Here is a 19,420-nt window from a genome sequence, read left to right on the forward strand (position 1 = left end):
AATGCTTAGAAGTGGACTTGAATGCCAGCAAACGGGCCTGAAGCATCAATGTCTGTGTATAGATCATCAATATCATCAAGCTCTAAAGTCATTTGGCGGTAACCTGCTTTAATCGCTACGTCTACTGCTAAGTTATCAATTAACTCCCAAGCAATACCAGCTTGATAGTCTTGTACTTTGCTATCATCAATAGCTAATAGACTGCCCTCAAAGAAGACACTTAAACCTGTAAGCGGTAAGCCTACTTCAGCACGTCCGTAAGCAAGTGGAACAAAGCCTGAAAAATCAATGTTCTCACTTTTTGTTTCACCATTATCAGTGCCTGTTACAGTAATGTCACCATCAAACTGCTTTGCATTCAGACCTAAATCAATTGATACAAGGTCATTATCAAAAATTTCGTAGTACAGAATATAGTCAACGTGTGACAAATCACTTACCGTTGTTGCTGTCGTGTTTGTAGTAAAAGTTGAGCCGCCAAACTCAAAAGTACCATTCAACGTGGTTGAACCATTTAGTTCTAACTCTGTGTACTTTAGTTTAACATTTGGTACCAATGGCACTGGGTGCTCTAATGCTGCGTAATAACTGATGAATGTTTCATCTTCAAAATTAAAATCTTGCATGTTACCACTATCAGCAAAGCTACCAGAGTTATCTGATTGCCACCCATCTGCACCAATATACAGACCTAATAAAGTGTCAGCCTGAGCTGCTGGTGCTAAACATGCCATAGAAAGGGCAGCTGCTAAACAATACTTTTTCATTTTTTATCCTTGCGCTAAAAGTTCGCTAAGTTCAATTAGAGCCGCGTTGGCCCGAGATATATAATTTGCCATTACCAATGAGTGATTTGCCACTAAGCCAAAACCATTACCATTTAAAATCACCGGACTCCAAACAGTTTCTTGAGTTGCTTCTAACTCACGAATAATTTGTTGTAAGCTAACGCGTGCATTTTTCTTTTCCAACACATCAGCAAAATCATATTCTACAGCTTGCAAAAAGTGCAATAAAGCCCAAGTTGCACCTCGCGACTCATAGAAAACGTCATCAATTTCCCACCAAGAGGTTTTTACTTGATTTTGTAATGGGGTATATGTTGCTTGATGTGCTTCTTTATCGCCCGCTAAATCAGTGTTGAGGCGCTCTTGACCCACACTAGCGCTCAATCGTTGACTTAAGCTACCAAGGCGTTTTTCAGCTTCTTTTAACCAGCCACGAAGATTATCTGCACGAGCATAAAACTGACTCTGACGATTACCTTGGTCTGCAATTTGCGTACGGTAAAGGATTAGAAAGTCGATTCCTTTTTGATACTCACTTTCAGCACTTGGCCAAGCCCATGCTTCAGAACTGATGTTAAATTGCGGTTGTGCTTTTTTTAAAGATTCATGTTCGGTAGATTGAGATTGTGAGCGACTAAAATCTTTACGCATCGATAGTGCAAGATCACGGGACATCTCTAAAGCCCCGAACTCCCAAGCTGGCATATTATCCATAAGCACACTTGGCGGCATCATATCATTTGATAAGTAACCACCTGACTTATTCAATAATGTACTTGTCACATTAATTAACGATGACGTTGTCGCATAACCAGTAACGAGTTTCTCACCTCGCTCTTGTGCTTGCTGCTTTGCATAGGTAACGACATTGACGCGTTCAGGTTCAACACTCCAATACACCGCTAATGCATAAAACAAGATAAATATTAGTACCAAGGCACCAATAATTTTCCCTTTATGTTGTGACATTAAGCCTCCTAATGATGCTTGTGATTGTTATCAGATTGCGACGTTTGTTCAACTTGGCTTTCTAAAGATACCACTTTAGCTTGAGTAAACACTCGGTTTCCGTCATTAAAATATAGCGTGAGTTTTAATTCTTGCCCGACTTTTAACGGTTCAATTGGCTCAAAAGCCATTAAATGGTATCCACCTGGCTTAAAGTCAATTTGTTGATGTGCTTTTATCACTAATGAATCGACTTGCTGCATTTTCATTACGCCATCAACATGAGTATGTTCATGAACTTCAACACGTCCTAAACTTTCTATACTTGCTTTAGTAAGTTGAATCGACTTTTCACCGTGGTTCGCAATACTTAAATAACCCACTGTCGATTCACTAGCTGGTAAGAAAGCCCTTATTTGTGCATGGTTAACAATAATCTGGCTGTCTGTGTCATGATGATGCTCTGAATGAGCGTGGGCACACACTGAATATAAACTCATGCCAATAATAGCCGATAACACTAATGGGAATAATGGTTTAAAAGTCATTTCGTTCCTTGTTAATAAATCATTCTTTAGACTAAATTTAGCATATTTGCGAAAAAATAGTCAGTAATATTAGTGATTCAACACCATATTACGCCACTCTACTGCGCGGCTTTTTTATTATCAGCTATAAGCCAACATAAACACACAATTAATATTAACGGCCATGCAATAACTACTGATCCAAATAACAAAGCCAAGATCACACCAATGCAAACTATGATCCCAGCACCAAGCAAACCCGCACTAAGTAAAGCAATTGCAGCGATAGCTACAATAATGGCTACAAGTACACCAAATAATTCAATACCAACCCAGCTCAAATCTGCAATAATTAAAGGAAGCTGCCATGAATCAAACTGCACTATTTCAAATGGGCTCCACGTTATAATTACGATTAATAATAAGCACACTGCAATAAATTTCATGGCACTCTCCCGCTACACTTCATTATCTAAACAAAAATGCGCGGCAAGGTAACCGCCACCTATAAACAATGGAAACTGTATTAAAAGTAAGATAGTCACTAAGCGCGTTGCCCATATAGGAAAATCAAAACGACGAGCAAAGCCACTACAGACACCTGAAATCTTTTTATTTAATGGATCTTTCTTCCAACGGGTTTGGTTATTGTATGTATTCATCTTTATTTACTCCTATGCACTTTGTTTTAAGCTAGCTTTAAGCGCTGCAAGCTCTTTATCGAGCGCCTCATCTTTAACTAGTGCGTCGATTTGCTCTGCTGTGCTATTAGCTGATTTGGTAATATCGTATGCTTCAACTTGAGATTCAATTGACTCAACACGACGCTCAATCACGTCAAAACGAGATAGTGCATCTGCAATTTTGTTACTATTAAGTTGGTGATTCACTCGCTCCCTTGCAGCAACTACAGTGTGTTTCTTTTGAAAACTAGCAAGCTTTGCTTTTGCTTCAGTTAACTTATTTTGCAATCGCTGGGCATCTTCTTGTAACGTCGCCAGAGAATCAGCTAGCTTAGTAAGTTCAGGCTCTATCGCCGCCAACTCAATAGACACATTTTGTTTCTCTTTTAATGCGGCGGATGCTAAATCATCACGGCCTTTCTCGATGGCGATTTCAGCCTTAGTTTGCCAATCAGCAATGCGAGCTTGTTTATTTTTTTGCTCCCGCTTTAATGTCTTTTCCTCGCATAAAAGAGCGGCGGCTGTTGAACGACATTCATCCAGCGTTTCTTGCATTTGCTGCACAAGTAGAGCAAGTAGTTTTTCTGGATCTTCGGCTTTATCTAATACCGATACTAAATTTGATTGAATAAGATCTGTTACGCGGTTTACTAAGCCCATGATTTTCTCCTGTTGAATATGGGTAATTACCACTAAGAGATTCCAAGACTTGTGCCAAGTTAAATAAAAATGAATTTATATTATTAATTTCAATTAGTTAATCTTGATATTGAAAACAAGAAAGATGACTAGAGAATGAATGGAAAAGTTAAATTAACTAAAAAATGAATGTTTTGACTAACTTTTAGGATCAAAAAAAACCGCTAAAAAGCGGCTTTATTCGTATTCAATAAAAAACTACTCAGGAACAAAGCTGAGTGCTTTATCCATTACTGATAAATCTGCCTGCTTTCCATGTCCATTTTCAGATAAATGACGACGGAACCCCCTCGCGCCTGGCTGACCTTGAAAAATGCCCAGCATATGGCGTGCAATATGCCAAAAATTTGCACCTTGCTGCATCTCTAACTCAATATAGTCATACATTGAGCGTACTACGTCATGGCGAGATAAAGTGAAGGGTTGCTCATTATAAATGGCTTCATCAACTTCGCTAAGAATAAACGGGTTACTATACGCTTCACGGCCGATCATTATACCGTCAACATACTCAAGGTGTGTTTGACTATCAGCAATTGTTTTTACGCCACCATTTAAGCTTAGATGTAATTGAGGATAATCTTTTTTAAGTTGGTAAACACGTGGGTAATCAAGAGGAGGAACCTCTCGGTTTTCTTTAGGGCTTAAGCCTTTTAACCATGCTTTACGAGCGTGAATAATAAAATCATCGCAGCCAACCTTATGGCTTGCTTCAATCAACTCACATAAAAACTCATATGAATCTTGTTCATCTATACCTATGCGCGTTTTAACCGTTACTGGTATATTCACCTCGGCCTTCATGGCAGCAACACACTCGGCGACCAGTTGCGGTTCGCCCATTAAACACGCACCAAACCGCCCGTTTTGAACACGGTCAGACGGACAGCCAACATTCAGATTAACTTCATCATAACCACGTTCAGCTGCCAACTTAGCGCATTTAGCAAGCGCTTCGGGATCAGAGCCTCCCAATTGCAAAGCAACCGGATTTTCATGCTGATTAAAATGAAGGTAATCACCACGACCAAACAAAATTGCGCCCGTAGTAACCATTTCGGTATAAAGCACAGTGTGCTTTGTCATTTTACGATGAAAAGTACGGCAGTGGCGATCTGTCCAATCGAGCATGGGTGCTACTGAAAATCTTCGATCTATTTTTTTTGCAGTCATCTCTCTGCACCTACCGATTTATATGGCTTTACGTTAATTTTTAACAACTTTTTGATTCTCTAAAATTCTGACGATTTCCGGCTATTTCCTCTGATTTTTAACCCTCAGGAAGACAATAGGCAGACAACAATTATGGCTCATTATACCATCCGAAAACGATTTCGCGCAGAACAACCTGTGTTTTGTGCGTCGGTTATTCAGAAAAATAAGGGCAAAATTACCTTTTCAAAATCTAAAACACATTCATCAAAAACGGCTGCTGTTAAGTGGGCCAAAAACCTAGTGAGTCAATTAGAAATAAATGAGGCGATGCATCATCTAGGGCTAAAAGAAATGACATTAGGAGATCTAATCAATGAGTATATGAAAAGCAAAGAAAAGTCGAACCGCCCTCTGGGTCGTACTGCTAGTTACAGCTATAAAACGATTATCAAATATCCTATTGCCGAGTTAGTTTCTTCTAAAATACAAAGCCACGATATTGTTCAATTTTGTTTGCAACGCAAAAATTCAGAACATAATCCCTCTCCAGCAACCATCAGTATCGATGTAAGCTTAATAAGAAAGGTGCTTCGAATTGGTAAGTCGCTACTTGGCGTGCACTGTAATCAACAACCTGTTGTTGAAGCTTATCAAGCACTTTACGATCTTAAACTTATAGGAAAATCAACTCCAAGAAGCCGTAGATTAGAGTGTAACGAGTACGACAAGCTACTGAATGAACTGACTAAAAAGGCTCAGCACCATTGCAACCAAATTCCTTACGTTAGTATTTTCAAGATTTCTTTGCTTACCTGCCTGCGAATATCAGAAGTCACTTCATTACGGTGGAGTGATCTCAATTTGGCAAGAAAAACAATATTAGTGCGAGACCGTAAAAACCCAAACGGCTCCAGTGGCAATCATGATGAAATCCCACTTCTTGGTAATGCCATTGAAATACTTTGGACTTCCCATAGTTTGCTAGACACCCAATAAGTTACATTGTAACTTCTAATAAGAGGTGTTTTATGAGCAAAGGCAAACGTTATACCCAAGAGTTTAAAGAAGCGGCTGTTAAACAAATTACAGAGCGTGGATATTCAGTTGCAGAAGTCGCTGAACGATTAGATATTTGTACCAAAACGTTATATCACTGGCGGAGCCAGTTATCGGATAAACCTAAAGCCGTTCAATCATCCGATGAAAAATTGAAGATAGCTAAATTAGAAGCGCAATTAAAACGTGTCACGGAGGAACGGGATATTTTAAAAAAGGCCGCAAGGTACTTTGCCAGCAACCCCGAGTAAAGTACGGCTTCATTCGTGATCACCAAGATGAGTTTTCCATTACGACGATGTGCCGTCTTTTTAAACTGCATCGTAGTGGTTTTTATGCGTGGTTAAAAAAGCCTTTAAGCGATAGAGCGCTTGAAGATAATCGCTTGTTGAAACTCATCAAAGAATTCTACGTAGCCAGCGGCGGCACGTATGGTAGCCCTTGGATACATGCTGACTTACGTGAAGCCGGTGAGCAATGCAGCGTAAATCGTGTAGCTAAGATCATGCGACAACATAAGCTTAAAGCGCAAATTGGGTATAAGCGCCGCCATATTAAAGGCGGTAAGACATCGCGGATTGCAGATAACTTATTAGCGCGTCAATTTAACCCACCAGCGCCGAATCAATCGTGGGTAAGCGACATAACTTACATAAGAACCTATGAAGGTTTTTTATATGTGGCAACAGTGATGGATTTATTCTCTCGGCGTATTGTGGGTTGGTCGATGGATAAAAATATGGACAAGCACCTTGTTATAAACGCACTGTTGATGGCTGTATATCAACGTCAACCGAAGGCTGAGGTAATGGTGCATAGTGATCAAGGTAGTCAATACGGTAGCGCTGATTATCTCGCATTTATGAAAGTACATAATCTTGTGCCTTCAATGAGCCGCGCTGGGAACTGTCATGATAATGCGGTTGCTGAAAGCTTTTTTGCGACAATTAAAAAGCGAATAATTAAGCGTAAGATATACTCGACACGCGAAGATGCGAAAGCTGAGATATTCAATTTTATAGAAATGTTTTACAATCCCAAAAAGCGCCACTCACATACAGGCGGTGTTTCACCTGCTAAGTTTGAAGAAGCGTATTATTCTGAGTTAAAAACTGTCTAGTGAAAGCTGGGAAGTCCAAATGTCAGTTGGATTTCCTTAGGGGCTTCCAGTCACGTTCCACGGCCTGGGAGCGGTGGTTGACGGCATTTTCTAAGTGGTGATTGAGCATCCTCATGTAAATTATAATGACCTAACTCTAAATAGTACCAAATGGAGAAAATTCCTTTCCTTGCCTCTATTGTTTTGATTTATTTGTGCCACATATAACAATAAGATAATGTATTAAGTCTAAGGTTGTTCAGGAGGGATAATGGCATTAGAAAGCGGTGGCTATGCTGAAAAAATAGGGAATAGATACGAAGCAAGCTGGATTGCATATCAGCTATTAAGGTTACTAGATGAAAAAATTACATCTGTCATTGTAGAACCTGTAGGCTCTGACGAAGTTGGCACGGATGTCATTGTTGAAAATAGAGACAGCTCTGCTGAACATCACCAGTGTAAATCAAGTTCAGGAGACCGAGAAACTTGGACAATAAGCCTTTTAGCTGAGAAAGGTATATTGGCAAATGCTTATGAGCAAATATCTAGAGGAAATAGAGAGTTTCATGTTGTTTCTCCGCTACCTTCCAAACAATTATCTGATCTGCGCGACAGCGCACTAAATAGCCCTGAAGACGTAAAAGATTTCTACAAGGAACAGATATGTTCCAGCAAAGCCCGAAAAGCCCATTTTGAGGAGTTATGTAAACGTTTAAACCTTAATACTGAGGAAGATGTCGATCTGGAAAAAGCGAGGCTAGTTTTAAGAAGTTTAATTATAAAGCCTTACCAAATTGATAAGTTCACAGTTGAGCTACTTCATGACTATGCAAACAGACTGTATTTAGGAAAACCGAACTTACTTGTCGATTATCTTAAACACTATGCCGACAATGAAAATAAGTTAAGGGCTAAGATAACTACTCAAATGTTGGTTGAAGATTTGTCTAAAGCAGGATTTGAGAAAAAGTTAACTGTTGACGACAGTCGTATTTCAACAACCATTGCGAATGTTAATAAAAACTTCAAACAATCAATAACTCCATTTTTAATTAGTAATACCCTAATTACGAGGCCGGAGATAACTGAGACTATTGATTCAATAAAAGAATTCCCTGTAACTTTAGTAACCGCTGAAGCTGGGATGGGTAAAAGCGCGTTCCTTTTGGAGTTACATAACAAGCTAGAAAGCAAGCAACACGTTATACTTTCATTTAGGCTCGACAGGCAGAAATTAGAACAAAACGCAGACATAATGGGACAATCTCTAGGTTTCCCTTATTCTCCTGTACAGGCACTTTCTGAATATGCTGGCGGTCAAAGAATAGTATTAATTCTTGATCAATTAGATGCAATAAGGTGGACGGCAGCACATTCAGATGAAGCTTTAAATATTTGCCAAGATCTAGTACGTCAAATAGTAGAACTTCGAAGACAAAATATCGACATATCAATAGTATTTGCTTCAAGAGACTTTGATATTATTGAAGATGTAGCTTTAAACTCTTGGGTTAAAATGATGGATGACCGAGAGCTAGTCAACACAGTTAAGCTTACTAAGCTGTCCGAAGGCGATATATCTAGATTCGTAACTCCTTATGAAAACTTTTCAGAGTTAACCGAAGCTAAACAAAATACTTTATCAATTCCACTATGGTTAAGTATCTATTTGTCCATTGCTCAATCAAGTGGTACAGCACCAAACTTTGCCAACAAACTAGAGCTAGTAAAAAGCTTTTGGGATGACCGAATAACGGTTGCAAGTAAAAGCGTTACCGAACAACAAATTACCAATGCGTTAGATGAAGTTTTAAGACTAATGACTGTCCAGTCTAAGTTGTCCATAGCTGAGTCCTCTGTGATAAACATCCCAGTCAATGCATTAAAAATCTTGACTTCTGTTGGGATTTTAACAATACAAAACAAACAAATCAGTTTTCGACATCAAGCTCTATTTGACTATCAAGTTGGTTACAACTTATTCAATGCAGCCTTAGAATCCCCAGAAAAATTACTTGAACAAATAGGCAGCTTTAACAAACAGACTTTAACAAAAAGAGAGCATCTTAAATACGCTTTAAATATGCTGCTTGCTGAAGGGCAGAAAATTTTTTTCAATAGTATTAAAACCTTACTAGAGTGCGATAGCATCAGGTTTCATCTTAAATACCTAACTTTTAATGCATTGAAAGAGGTAACTGATTTAAAAGCGCCCGCTAAAATGTTTGTAGATTCAATTTTATTGTTGGAGCAACATAGACCATACTTCTTATCAATATCTGCGTATGGCAACCAAGCCATCATCGAGTACCTTATTAATAATGGAACTTTGACCCAGTGGCTTGAAGGGTCAAATCAAGAGATACAAAGAAAGGCAGCAAAGCTGCTTAGTTCTGTAGCAGAGAAAATACCTGAAAAAGTTATTCAAGCAGTGCAACGTATAGTTGGAGCATCCGGTGACTCAAATAGACTAGCTTTTAGTGCACTGTGTTGGAATTTAGAGGATGACTCAAACGAAATGTTTGAGTTGAGAAAAAAGTTACTGAGATTAGGTTCCAGTACAAACTTTGTTGACTGGAGAAAATTACCTAAACGTTCACCGGAGCGTGCATTAGATTTAATCGTTATGCTCTTGGAGCATTATCAACCTGTATTAGGAAAACCTAGATACTATGTTGACGATAAAATCCGACAACTAACTAACAGGGACAAATTTTCCGAGTCTGACATGGAAGGTGCAGAAATAATTGCAGACCATATCCCTAAAAAAGCGCTGAAACGTTTGTTAGCAAATATTAGCCAAATTATTTCTGAGCTTGATGAAGACCAAGACGAAAATACTTGGCTTAGAAGAGACGGTTACACTCATTATGATACAGCTGAAAGTATATCCCACTATGTTATTAAAATAATTGAAAATGCAGCGGGAAACCTGCAAAACGACCCAGATGCATTGAATGACATAATAAAACCGTATTTAAAAACAACTTCTTTAATTTTAAACCACTTATTAGCAAAGGTTTTGATTCAATTGCCAGTCAGCAAAGCCGACTATGTAATTGACTGGATTCTGGCGGAATCAGAAGTGAGGTTAAACTGTGGAAATACTTATGCTGAACCTAAATGGATACTTCCTGGGAAACTGATAGAAAAGTTTTCTCCTCACTGTTCCGATACTTTATTCGAGCAACTCGAACTGACAATATATGGCTATTTTCCTAAAGGTTCAATTGAGGATTACAAATGGCGGCTCGAAAATAGAAGAGCTGGTGTTTATTATTCGTACTGGGGGGAATTACAGCACTTTTTGATACCAAAACTTGCTGACAATCGAATTAGTTCAGCATCTGATCAGCTAAAGAACGTGTTAGAGCGCAAATTTAGTGAATATAAAGAGCGTGATTTTTGTCGTGCTTTTAATCATAGGGGGGGGGTTGTTAGGTCACCACTACCTACAGGAAATCTTCTATCAAATAAAACTTGGCGAAAGCTGATCCTTGCTCCTTTAGCTCGCACTAACAGTCGAACATGGCGACAATCAAGTAAAAACTCTGTTTGTGAATCTAGTGTTGAACAATTTGCTAGAAGCCTTAATTCCGCCATTGAAAATGAACCAACAAGGTTTGCTCAATTTGCTCTAACACTGCCAAAAACAATAGAAAAAGAATATATAACGTGGATTTACTATGGCCTGTCTAGCACTGATACAAGTAAAGTAACTGAAAAGTATAAAGATAATTGGCAACCTTGCCCTGTAGAACTTATTGAACAAGTGATCAAACACTTTGGAATTGAAGGGTTCGATTACCAAATAGTTAGAATTTATGAAGAAAGAATTGCAGAGGCTGGTTGGAGCCTAGATTCACGGGATAATTTAATTAACCTAGCTTTAAACTCTAAAGATCCTAAGATAGAACGCTTAAATGTCAGGGATGCGAGCAAGACGGAAGATCCGAGTCTTGCCGATCCTCAACAACTTGCTTCAAATGCAATCAATACAACTAGAGGCATTGCTTATCGAGGCATTGGACGATTATTTTGGGACAGTGAGGAAAAGGCGAATAAACTACTCTATTTAGTTGATGCCGCCATTGCTGACCCACACCCTGCTGTAAATTATTCAGCTATGGAGTTGTTGCTTCCACTATTTAACTATAACCGTAAGCTAGCCCATAGAAAATTTTTAGAGCTGTGCACAAAGGACATAAGAATGAGTTGTGCACGCGGAAGCCATTATTTTTTCAACGATAGTTTTTCTGAGAATTGTCAATTTACTGAACACTATATTCAATTAGTCCGGAACATGAAGCAATCACAATTTTCGGATGTTGCTACAGAAGCTGGAAGACAATTAGTAGCTCGTTGGTTTTTCTTTGAGCTTTTTTCTGAAGATATAAAAGATCTAAGTAGCAGCACTAAAGAAATTAAAGATGGCGCCACAACCGTCATCAATCAGTTTTTGAGGGAAAATATTTACAACGATAGAATATTAAAAATACTCCCTCTGTACGAGTTATTAGCAAACGATACTGATAAAGATATTTTAAGAAAAATAGGAAATAGTGTAAGCAATGAGGAATATTGGAACAGGCTAGAATTTAAAGACTTTTTTAGTATTCTAGCGTCTTCGAAAGCTGCGATTTTTAGTCTTTGGCAAATATTCCATTATTTAGATGAGCGTTGTGAGCGCATCTTAGATATTTCTGATGACATTTTAACGTTGATAAGAAATGTTCTGAACTCTAAATTGGTAGATCAAGAACAGCGAGATATGAACTTACGTGAAGGCGATTTAATTAAAGTTTTACAGCGACTTTATGAAGAAGCAACAAGTGACGAGGACGATGAAGCTCTTGTCCAATGCCTAAATATATGGGATGAGTTGCTACAAGCTGAAGTTTATTCTGCAATTACAGCCACTGATAAAATAGATAATGGTTTATTGTAAAAAAGCGACTCATTATGAGTCGCTAATGGTTATACTTCTGTACTTTTAACAACAATACTATTCCAACGCCATGAAGCAGCCTCAAAGTAGTCATCTGGTGGTAACAAAAAGTATTTTTCAAATTCGTTAGCCCAAAGTTGGCAAAAGTTTTCTATTTCTTCGATGTAGAAAATTAAGATCTCATACATTAGCTCTCCAATAAGGTACTGAGAATTAACGTTTGGGTGGTCATCCACCATAGCTTTAGAAATTGATATTCCGGTTACCTTACCCACAGCATCTCTATGAATATATAAATATCTGGAATAGTCTAAAATTAGTGGTTCACCATCTGCACTGATGACATTCGCTAGCCATAAGCTTGTTGAAATTGTCTCAAATGGTGCTTTTGATGCTCTGGTTAATTGCTTAACGAATTTGATTTGTTGATTTTGGCTCATTTTTATCTCCAGTTTTGAACTCGGAGATAAAAAGGCTCCAACTGAGGAAATTATTGATCTTTAGAGAAGTTAAGCTCTAATTGTTTCTGATCTTCAGTCCATAAACTTCCTTTGTGATCACAAATACTTGTTAGGATTGCTCTGACTATTGGTAACTCCTCACTTTCAACACCTGCACCTATGTATTTCACCAAAAGTACATCTATATATTGGTTTTTATCGGTCAATTTCAATTCGCAAATTTCATCATGAAAATCCATAAACTTGTGACTTAAGTCTTCAAACAGTCCGGCGACAACTGCTGCATTTATTTGCGTATTCTTCATAGTAGTTATTCCTTATTAAGTTAATTTCAAACTTAAAAAGGCGTACTTCAGGAAAATTTTCTTGGTGTGTAGCTAATTAGTTTTGAGTTCATAAAAACTAATATGGAGAAAACTATGAATATTGAATCGAATGATAATGTTGTTGAGCTTTTTAGTAACCCTCCACCAATTTGTCAGGATGAGGATTTTCTAACACTCTTGGAGAACGGTGAGGATTACATTATCTATGTGCGAAACTACGTTACCTCGCAGGAGGTGATTTTAGTGAGCAACAACATAATGAACAGGCTGCCTGTTGAACTGCGCCCTATGACCAATGTGCTTTTTGCTTGCAACTTTCACGTACTCAAACAATTTGAGTCAGAGATTCGTCAATATATTCTTCTAGAGTCAAACTCGTTAAGCCTCTTTTACCATTTCTTTGGATGCGGCTTAAAAGACTTCTGGAAGACAATATAAAACTGAGCCAGCATTATTTGCTGGCTTTTTTACTATAAAAATCTTCCGTAGTTGGTGCTACATATAAATAGCTACACAAAAGAACGACGAATAAACCATATCCGAACTTTTAATGTAGCGACCACATCACTAATACAGCCCGTTTATTTTTTAACGGGCTTTCTTTTCTTATCAGTTTCTTTTTCGAAAAAGTTTCTCAGGTATGTAAGAGCTTCTTTTGCCCCAGGGTTAAACATTCCCATCAGCAACTCAGACTCACTACCTGCTTGCGGAATGGGTATATCAGTCCAAATAACTTTCTTTCCGTCTTTATCGAACTCTGGGTTTTTAGGGTGTTGAAAATAAAGCTGCCTCGCACGATAGTCGATCACACTGCAATCTATACAATAGTTGTTGGCTGTGAATCGATACCAACCTAGCCTTGCCTCTTTATCTTTCCTATTTTTAAACTTTTTTCTAATCGCACTTTTGTTTTCTTCTGGGATCGAGTCCATTAAAGTAACACACTTATCACATCGATACGCTGACTTAAAAGTTTTGAGTCCTTCCGTTATAGCTTTATTTCGCCTAGTTATATTTTCTTTTTTAAGGTCAGCTAATGGCCGCTGATTTGTACGGGCAAGCAAATAGCAATCGTGACAACCTCGCTTTCTGATTTTTAATGTGCAACCACATATTTTACATTTTCGACCTTCATATACTTCACTTTTTCCGGTGTATATGAGTGCAGAATCGCTTGCATTTTCTACCATAAAACCATTTGCTCAAAAAAACTAAGTAGATAATAACAGATTATATTAATTCCGCACATTATGCCTGCATTATTAAAAATTGGGACGGAGTAATCCTTTGAAAACACTTAATCTACTTTTCAACGAATATGGTGCTGATGAAATATCAGCAGATGATATTCGGCAAAAGTATTTTGGTGAACGCAATAAATCTAAGTTTGAAAAAATGCTCAGCGACAACCCAAAACTTTTAGTTTTGCAAAGCTCTTCAAAAAGAAAACTTAGCTTATTTGGTTTATCCACTCTTATCGAAAATCGTCGTAACCGTAAACACAACACAGAGGTAAACAACATGGTCACTACTCGCTTAGGATTACTTGAACAATTTGGCAGCTGTATTATTCATCTAACCGATGTCGCTGAACAGTTTTTCCCTTTTAGCTATGACATTACTGTAAAGAAGATCAAGTCGGGTGAGTTGGCATTAAATGTTTTTAAAATTATGGATAGTCAAAAAGCACCTTTACTTGTACATATTGATGACTTGGTAGAGTTGTTGGACGCTCGCCGCAAAAAGGCCAAGGAAGAATTGATAGGCAAAGCCATCGCATACGAAAACTCTAAACTTAATTAGCAAGTCAATGCTGAACACGGATGTTCTAGTTTGTATTCACCTCTGCAACTTTAGCTTTAAAGTCTTCAATAACAGCATCGTTAATAAATAATGGATTGTTTTCTTGAATTTTTAGAGCAACGCCTATAACAACTTCAGCATCTATTTTGTCGTGTTCAACAAGCTCAATCATTAATTTTAAGCCACGCTTTACAGAAATATCCTGCTCTTCACAAAACCGTTTTAGTGCCTTCTCATTAGTGATACAAGTTGCATCATCCATTGATTTGGTAAGGTAGAGACAAACCTTATCCTGATAAGAAAGAGGGCCATGAACTTCAGTAGAAGCAAGCATCATCACATCCATGTCTTCTTCAACCACTTGCAATCCATAGCGTTCACATTCTGGTAGTGACAACTGCTCAACTTCATCAAAAATACTTTCAGGTATAAGAACTTGCTCTATTTCCGAAGAGTAAATGGCCAACATCGTAATGTCGGATTCAACATAATCAATTAGAACGTTGGCATCTGTTATTACTGGCATTTAGCGTGTTCACCCTTTAAATCCAGTTTGCAGATAGTGTGCGCATATCTTTATATGACAACCTCAAAATTTCTGCGCCGCGAGATAATGAAATCAAGCCTGACTCAACAGCTTCACGAACTAACTTAGGCAGTCTATCTTCCTGAAAATCATATCGATCTAGTGGGTATGGCTCACTGCCAGCACTGCGCTGAAACCCAACTTTATAAACCTCTTCTGAAACACCATTTGGTTCATCGTGTTTTAGTAATGCAGAGCCAGTTCTTTGCTTGTGTGCAAAATTAAAATTCATCCACACTTTATTTCTTTGCGCTTGAGGCAAACTCTCAGCATAGCGATAAAGAACAGTACGCCAACTTACCTTAAAAACGCGCTTCACTTTGAAAACTCGATCAACTAAAGGTAATCCCGCAGTTTCTTCCCACTCTCTGTCAAATGACTCCTGTGGCATCAAAAAGTGAGAAGCAAATCTATCCGCTTCACTTTCTTGGTTTTCATCCTCATCTAGCGCTTGAATATCATAAGAGCCGAGGTGCATTAGCATATGGCCGAGTTCGTGTGCAGCACTGAAGATCCAAGTTTCAACAGGCATTCTACTCCAAGTATTAACAATAATCGCAGGACCACCTTGTTCATTAGAGCTAACAGACAGTCCCATAAAGGCATCAGTAGCGACAATTGAAGACTTTAATTTAATCCCCCTAGCTTCCAACAAACCACAAATATCATGTACTGGATCTTTATCACCTAAGCCGAACACTCGGCGGCAATGATTAGCAAATTCTGGAATTCTTTCGGAACCATATTCTTGGTAAGCATCCCAAAGCTCCGCTACTTGATGCTCTTGTTTCTGCTCGGTCACAGTCTCCAAGAAGTCGAAATCAGCCAACCAAGTCACAACATCTGCAATTACTTGATCGCGAGTTTTCAAACGTTTCAATGAACGAAAGCGGATCTCTTTTAATGATTTCACTTCTGCTAATAGATCAGGGATCGCTACTTTTAAAGCCTTAGAAATAGCTTTAATGGTTTCAGGGCGTGCATCAGCCTTACCTCTTTCTAGCTTTTGATAGCCACTTAAAGACAAGTCTGCAAGTTCTGCCAGAGCTGATTGAGACAATTCAGCCGCAGCTCTAAGCCGTTTCAAATTGTGTGCAATAATTTCTCTAGACATGATATTCCTCCCCTACCAGTAGTAATCAAAATAACACAAATAGATAAATTAATCACTATTTAGTTTATGCCAACTTAAATATTAAGGTGAAGATTATTTCTGGATATTTTCGGTTATTTCATTAGGATGGGAAGACAATAGGAAGACAGTCGATTTCGAACTAGAGATTAAATCCCTTATAAATCATAAAATTAAATCACATATAGACGGTTAGTTGTTTCAGTCTAACATGGGGGCAACAGAAAAGCGTCTATTCAAAGTAAAATCCTCAGGTTGCATTACAAGTAATAAAGGCGCTGCATTTTACACAAATAGTATTAGCGCTTCAATGATAAGCCGGTTGTAAATAAGAGGGGTTAGCTGTCATTATTTATCGGCATTCTCTTACGAGGTTTCGTAGTTTACAACCGTTAGCTCAACTATTATGAACTCAAGCTCTTCTAAAACTTCAAATCTAAGTAAAATTTTCCGTAGTTCAGACAGAAATACTAAGACCAAAATAATGAGCTATACCGTCAAGAATATTATTTACGGCTACAGAAGACAAAATAAGCCCCATTATACGGCTAATAATACTCGCACCACTATCGCCAATTAATTTATGCACCTGGGTCGCGAGTAAAAGTAAAATTAAAACGACAACTAAAACGGCTAACATCATGGATGAAGTAATCGCTTGTTCTACCCATGTATATTCATTGTTTCTTGTCATCAAAACAGCACCAAGCATCGCACCGGGACTGGCAATTGAGGGGATTGCGAGTGGAAAGATAGCAGTTTCAGTGCTGTCTCTTACACTTTTAATCTCTTCTTCAGGCTTACTTTCACCAAATATCATTGATAAAGCAAATAACATAAGTACTATCCCGCCAGCAATTTGAAATGCTGAGAGTGGAATATCGATTGCGTTTAATAACGCCTCCCCTGCTACCACAAAGAAAAGGAGTACCGCTGCAGAAACTGCAACAGCCTTGTAAATGACTTTGCGCTTGAACTTTTCACTATCTCCACGCGTTACCGCAATAAAAACAGGAACAGTGCCAATAGGATCGATAACGGCAAAAAAGAATATGAAAATCGCTAATAATTCATTCATTGCTAAACTTCCTAGATTAAAACCGTCTAATAAAAACGCTGCAAGTACAATACAATATGTTAGTATATCACGGTAGCGTAAGGATAAGAGAAGATGAATATAGAATCACTCGTTAGTAAAGCAAAGCATGTGTGCGACAACCGTGGGGCTCGATTTACCCCTATCCGTGAAAAAGTATTTCGCCTTCTCGCAAGTGCACAAGGCGGTGTTGGCGCTTATGATTTACTTGAACAGCTAAAACTAACTGAATCAGGTGCAAAACCAGCAACAATTTACCGCGCATTAGACTTTTTGTCTGAATTAGGTTTTATACATAAAATTGAAAGTACTAATGCTTTTATGCTGTGTCATCATTTTGATCACATACACCCAGTACAACTTTTAATTTGTGATAGTTGTGGGTTTGTAAAAGAATTGCACTCGACCCTCATATCGCACGAACTAAATAGTTTAGCGGCTGAAAGTGGCTTTACCGTTTCGGGTCAAACAATTGAAGCGCATGGACAATGTGCGTCGTGTAAAGAATAATAAAGTGCAGAGCTAAAATAAAGCACTACACTTTAAAGTATATAAACGCAGTTTAACTGCCAAACTTAAGGGACAAGTAACAATGAATGTAGAGTTTATCAATCCTTTTCTAGCTTCCTTATTAAATGTGTTAAGCACAATGGCGCAAACAGAATTAAAGCCAGGAAAACCTAGAATCAAAAAAGATGAAATTGCCTGTGGTGATGTTTCAGGATTGATAGGTATGGTAGGCCCTCAGACCAAAGGTTCTTTTTCTATCACCTTTGATAAAAGTTTAGCGCTTACAATTATGGAACGCATGCTTGGCGAAAGACCTGATTCTGTTAACGAAGAAGTAACTGATATGGTTGGTGAAATAACCAATATGGTAACAGGTGGCGCAAAGAACTTGCTCGGTGAGAAAGGCTATGACTTTGATATGGCAACACCTATTGTTGTATCTGGCGAAGGCCATACAATTACCCATAAAAGCGAAGGGGCAAAAATTTTAATCCCTTTCACTTCAGATTCAGGCAATGCAAATATTGAAGTCAGCTTTGATAAGCTATGAGCTGGCTGCAAAAAACAATTAATTTAAAACCTCGCTCGCGAGGTTTTCATATTATTGATAACGAGATTACTTCACAAGTTCCCGAGTTAGCGAATTATAAAATTGGCTTACTTCACTTGTTTATACAACACACCTCTGCAAGTCTAACAATCAACGAAAATGCCGATCCAACCGTTCGTATGGATATGGAAAGTCATTTCAATAAATTTGTTCCTCAGTGCCAGCCTTATTACCGCCATGACTATGAAGGTGATGATGACATGCCTGCGCATATTAAAAGCAGCACATTAGGCTGTGAACTCTCAATCCCAATTAGTGATGGCCGTTTACAACTCGGCACATGGCAAGGTATTTACTTAGGTGAGCACAGAGATCATGGTGGCAGCCGACGCATTGTAGCAACCTTGCAAGGTCAAGTTTGCGCTTAGTGCGATTACCTACAGCGGTAAAGAGCCACATAACAAATGCTTCGCTCTCATACTCTGTCGTGTTCTTTAATCCGTGGGTGTCAAATACTCACCCCACGCTACGGTGGTCAGGTTAACCTACCTATTCATATTTTCCTTCAGAAGTAAAAAAGCCCGGCTCTTTCTAGTCGGGCTTTCTTGTATTTGGCGCCATGGTGCGCTACGCAGTAGGATGACCTACTTCATATACACCGTATGATTGATATTCTTTAATAATGACTCACCGGGCTCTGAAGTGCTCGTTGCGTTCTTTTATCCGTGGGTGTCAAATACTCAACCCACGCTACGGTGTATAGGTTGACGCTGTACTACTCGGTAACTTTCCTACAGATGTAAAAAAGCCCGGCTCTTTCGAGTCGGGCTTTCTTGTATTTGGAGCCTGGCGATGACCTACTTTCACATAACAAATGCTACACTATCATCGGCGCTGTTTCGTTTCACTACTGAGTTCGGCATGGGGTCAGGTGGGTCCAAAACGCTATTGTCACCAAGCAAATATGGTGCAAAGGAGTAATGACAAAGCACGTAGTGCTACCATTTCCTTTGCGCAAGGTGCCTCAATGTTAACGCTACGCGCTAAGAG

The 19,420-nt window shown here is 38.6% G+C and carries 21 protein-coding genes and 1 rRNA gene; 8 read left to right on the forward strand and 14 right to left on the reverse strand.

The genetic code is table 11. The features are described 5' to 3' along the window. Window positions 1-5 precede the first annotated feature (5 nt). The 7 genes from C7Y70_RS06695 to dusA form a co-directional block, all read right to left on the reverse strand. Complete coding sequence (locus tag C7Y70_RS06695) at window positions 6-767, reverse strand: TIGR04219 family outer membrane beta-barrel protein (RefSeq protein WP_099294823.1); 762 nt, start codon at window positions 765-767, stop codon at window positions 6-8. Window positions 768-770: 3 nt separating this feature from the next. Next, window positions 771-1,757, reverse strand: a complete 987-nt coding sequence (locus tag C7Y70_RS06700) for a DUF2333 family protein (RefSeq protein ID WP_135473891.1) — start codon at window positions 1,755-1,757, stop codon at window positions 771-773. Window positions 1,758-1,765: 8 nt separating this feature from the next. Next, entirely contained in the window at window positions 1,766-2,284 is a 519-nt protein-coding gene (locus C7Y70_RS06705) for a copper chaperone PCu(A)C (RefSeq protein ID WP_135473893.1), read from the reverse strand. 98 nt (window positions 2,285-2,382) lie between these two features. After that, the gene (locus C7Y70_RS06710) at window positions 2,383-2,709 is read right to left on the reverse strand and encodes a hypothetical protein (RefSeq protein WP_135473895.1); all 327 of its coding nucleotides are present in this window, start codon (window positions 2,707-2,709) and stop codon (window positions 2,383-2,385) included. A gap of 12 nt (window positions 2,710-2,721) precedes the next feature. Further along, complete coding sequence (locus C7Y70_RS06715) at window positions 2,722-2,925, reverse strand: PspC domain-containing protein (protein WP_099294827.1); 204 nt, start codon at window positions 2,923-2,925, stop codon at window positions 2,722-2,724. Between the two features lie 12 nt (window positions 2,926-2,937). After that, a complete protein-coding gene (locus C7Y70_RS06720; RefSeq protein ID WP_135473897.1) occupies window positions 2,938-3,606 on the reverse strand; it encodes a PspA/IM30 family protein in 669 nt (222 codons plus the stop codon). 237 nt (window positions 3,607-3,843) lie between these two features. Next, window positions 3,844-4,818 (reverse strand): tRNA dihydrouridine(20/20a) synthase DusA, encoded by a 975-nt coding sequence (gene dusA, locus C7Y70_RS06725; protein WP_135473899.1) that lies wholly within the window; start codon window positions 4,816-4,818, stop codon window positions 3,844-3,846. Window positions 4,819-4,950: 132 nt separating this feature from the next. On the opposite strand from dusA, the gene C7Y70_RS06730 reads away from it, so the two are divergent. The 3 genes from C7Y70_RS06730 to C7Y70_RS06740 all read left to right on the forward strand — a co-directional run bounded on the left by C7Y70_RS06730 (window position 4,951) and on the right by C7Y70_RS06740 (window position 11,906). After that, window positions 4,951-5,796, forward strand: coding sequence for a tyrosine-type recombinase/integrase (locus C7Y70_RS06730; RefSeq protein WP_135473902.1), 846 nt, complete (start codon window positions 4,951-4,953; stop codon window positions 5,794-5,796). A gap of 32 nt (window positions 5,797-5,828) precedes the next feature. After that, window positions 5,829-6,976, forward strand: a protein-coding gene (locus tag C7Y70_RS06735) for an IS3 family transposase (protein WP_135473904.1) whose coding sequence is annotated in 2 segments (ribosomal slippage) — window positions 5,829-6,066 and window positions 6,066-6,976 — 1,149 coding nt in all. Because the reading frame shifts where the segments join, the coding sequence is not laid out codon by codon here. Between the two features lie 250 nt (window positions 6,977-7,226). Next, a complete protein-coding gene (locus C7Y70_RS06740; RefSeq protein WP_135473906.1) occupies window positions 7,227-11,906 on the forward strand; it encodes a hypothetical protein in 4,680 nt (1,559 codons plus the stop codon). 29 nt (window positions 11,907-11,935) lie between these two features. Here the strand turns inward: C7Y70_RS06740 and C7Y70_RS06745 are convergent, their stop codons facing one another. After that, window positions 11,936-12,346: a hypothetical protein gene (locus C7Y70_RS06745; protein ID WP_135473908.1), complete on the reverse strand. Its 411-nt coding sequence runs from the start codon at window positions 12,344-12,346 to the stop codon at window positions 11,936-11,938. A 50-nt stretch (window positions 12,347-12,396) separates the two neighbouring features. Further along, window positions 12,397-12,672 carry a hypothetical protein gene (locus C7Y70_RS06750; RefSeq protein WP_135473910.1) on the reverse strand — a complete coding sequence of 92 codons (276 nt, stop codon included), beginning with the start codon at window positions 12,670-12,672 and terminating at the stop codon, window positions 12,397-12,399. A gap of 114 nt (window positions 12,673-12,786) precedes the next feature. On the opposite strand from C7Y70_RS06750, the gene C7Y70_RS06755 reads away from it, so the two are divergent. After that, on the forward strand, window positions 12,787-13,131 hold the full coding sequence (locus C7Y70_RS06755; RefSeq protein ID WP_135473912.1) for a hypothetical protein: 345 nt from the start codon (window positions 12,787-12,789) through the stop codon (window positions 13,129-13,131). A gap of 143 nt (window positions 13,132-13,274) precedes the next feature. On the opposite strand, the gene C7Y70_RS06760 is transcribed toward C7Y70_RS06755, so the two are convergent. Beyond that, on the reverse strand, window positions 13,275-13,883 hold the full coding sequence (locus tag C7Y70_RS06760; protein WP_135473914.1) for a hypothetical protein: 609 nt from the start codon (window positions 13,881-13,883) through the stop codon (window positions 13,275-13,277). Between the two features lie 97 nt (window positions 13,884-13,980). Here C7Y70_RS06760 and C7Y70_RS06765 point away from each other — a divergent pair, with 97 nt between their 5' ends. Then, window positions 13,981-14,496, forward strand: a complete 516-nt coding sequence (locus C7Y70_RS06765) for a pyocin activator PrtN family protein (RefSeq protein WP_135473916.1) — start codon at window positions 13,981-13,983, stop codon at window positions 14,494-14,496. Between the two features lie 25 nt (window positions 14,497-14,521). Here the strand turns inward: C7Y70_RS06765 and C7Y70_RS06770 are convergent, their stop codons facing one another. The 3 genes from C7Y70_RS06770 to C7Y70_RS06780 all read right to left on the reverse strand — a co-directional run bounded on the left by C7Y70_RS06770 (window position 14,522) and on the right by C7Y70_RS06780 (window position 17,292). Continuing rightward, window positions 14,522-15,022, reverse strand: a complete 501-nt coding sequence (locus C7Y70_RS06770) for a hypothetical protein (RefSeq protein ID WP_135473918.1) — start codon at window positions 15,020-15,022, stop codon at window positions 14,522-14,524. A 16-nt stretch (window positions 15,023-15,038) separates the two neighbouring features. Next, window positions 15,039-16,196: an XRE family transcriptional regulator gene (locus C7Y70_RS06775; RefSeq protein ID WP_135473920.1), complete on the reverse strand. Its 1,158-nt coding sequence runs from the start codon at window positions 16,194-16,196 to the stop codon at window positions 15,039-15,041. A 475-nt stretch (window positions 16,197-16,671) separates the two neighbouring features. After that, a complete protein-coding gene (locus C7Y70_RS06780) occupies window positions 16,672-17,292 on the reverse strand; it encodes a MarC family protein (protein WP_135473921.1) in 621 nt (206 codons plus the stop codon). Between the two features lie 93 nt (window positions 17,293-17,385). Here C7Y70_RS06780 and C7Y70_RS06785 point away from each other — a divergent pair, with 93 nt between their 5' ends. The 3 genes from C7Y70_RS06785 to C7Y70_RS06795 all read left to right on the forward strand — a co-directional run bounded on the left by C7Y70_RS06785 (window position 17,386) and on the right by C7Y70_RS06795 (window position 18,798). Further along, a complete protein-coding gene (locus C7Y70_RS06785) occupies window positions 17,386-17,820 on the forward strand; it encodes a transcriptional repressor (protein WP_135473923.1) in 435 nt (144 codons plus the stop codon). An 82-nt stretch (window positions 17,821-17,902) separates the two neighbouring features. Beyond that, entirely contained in the window at window positions 17,903-18,370 is a 468-nt protein-coding gene (locus C7Y70_RS06790) for a chemotaxis protein CheX (protein ID WP_058561911.1), read from the forward strand. Further along, the gene (locus C7Y70_RS06795; protein WP_135473925.1) at window positions 18,367-18,798 is read left to right on the forward strand and encodes a secondary thiamine-phosphate synthase enzyme YjbQ; all 432 of its coding nucleotides are present in this window, start codon (window positions 18,367-18,369) and stop codon (window positions 18,796-18,798) included. Before C7Y70_RS06790 ends, C7Y70_RS06795 begins: the two co-directional genes overlap by 4 nt. A 416-nt stretch (window positions 18,799-19,214) precedes the next feature. Here C7Y70_RS06795 and rrf read toward each other — a convergent pair. Continuing rightward, window positions 19,215-19,329 (reverse strand): 5S ribosomal RNA (rrf, locus tag C7Y70_RS06800). Window positions 19,330-19,420: the final 91 nt, after the last annotated feature.

The organism is Pseudoalteromonas sp. KS88 (genome assembly GCF_004766475.1).
Classification (GTDB): Bacteria; Pseudomonadota; Gammaproteobacteria; order Enterobacterales; family Alteromonadaceae; genus Pseudoalteromonas.

Coding starts and splice junctions, on each gene's coding strand:
- C7Y70_RS06695 (WP_099294823.1), bottom strand. CDS start 767: ATGAAAAAGTATTGTTTAGCAGCTGCCCTTTCTATGGCATGTTTAGCA.
- C7Y70_RS06700 (WP_135473891.1), bottom strand. CDS start 1,757: ATGTCACAACATAAAGGGAAAATTATTGGTGCCTTGGTACTAATATTT.
- C7Y70_RS06705 (WP_135473893.1), bottom strand. CDS start 2,284: ATGACTTTTAAACCATTATTCCCATTAGTGTTATCGGCTATTATTGGC.
- C7Y70_RS06710 (WP_135473895.1), bottom strand. CDS start 2,709: ATGAAATTTATTGCAGTGTGCTTATTATTAATCGTAATTATAACGTGG.
- C7Y70_RS06715 (WP_099294827.1), bottom strand. CDS start 2,925: ATGAATACATACAATAACCAAACCCGTTGGAAGAAAGATCCATTAAAT.
- C7Y70_RS06720 (WP_135473897.1), bottom strand. CDS start 3,606: ATGGGCTTAGTAAACCGCGTAACAGATCTTATTCAATCAAATTTAGTA.
- dusA (WP_135473899.1), bottom strand. CDS start 4,818: ATGACTGCAAAAAAAATAGATCGAAGATTTTCAGTAGCACCCATGCTC.
- C7Y70_RS06730 (WP_135473902.1), top strand. CDS start 4,951: ATGGCTCATTATACCATCCGAAAACGATTTCGCGCAGAACAACCTGTG.
- C7Y70_RS06740 (WP_135473906.1), top strand. CDS start 7,227: ATGGCATTAGAAAGCGGTGGCTATGCTGAAAAAATAGGGAATAGATAC.
- C7Y70_RS06745 (WP_135473908.1), bottom strand. CDS start 12,346: ATGAGCCAAAATCAACAAATCAAATTCGTTAAGCAATTAACCAGAGCA.
- C7Y70_RS06750 (WP_135473910.1), bottom strand. CDS start 12,672: ATGAAGAATACGCAAATAAATGCAGCAGTTGTCGCCGGACTGTTTGAA.
- C7Y70_RS06755 (WP_135473912.1), top strand. CDS start 12,787: ATGAATATTGAATCGAATGATAATGTTGTTGAGCTTTTTAGTAACCCT.
- C7Y70_RS06760 (WP_135473914.1), bottom strand. CDS start 13,883: ATGGTAGAAAATGCAAGCGATTCTGCACTCATATACACCGGAAAAAGT.
- C7Y70_RS06770 (WP_135473918.1), bottom strand. CDS start 15,022: ATGCCAGTAATAACAGATGCCAACGTTCTAATTGATTATGTTGAATCC.
- C7Y70_RS06775 (WP_135473920.1), bottom strand. CDS start 16,196: ATGTCTAGAGAAATTATTGCACACAATTTGAAACGGCTTAGAGCTGCG.
- C7Y70_RS06780 (WP_135473921.1), bottom strand. CDS start 17,292: ATGAATGAATTATTAGCGATTTTCATATTCTTTTTTGCCGTTATCGAT.
- C7Y70_RS06785 (WP_135473923.1), top strand. CDS start 17,386: ATGAATATAGAATCACTCGTTAGTAAAGCAAAGCATGTGTGCGACAAC.
- C7Y70_RS06790 (WP_058561911.1), top strand. CDS start 17,903: ATGAATGTAGAGTTTATCAATCCTTTTCTAGCTTCCTTATTAAATGTG.
- C7Y70_RS06795 (WP_135473925.1), top strand. CDS start 18,367: ATGAGCTGGCTGCAAAAAACAATTAATTTAAAACCTCGCTCGCGAGGT.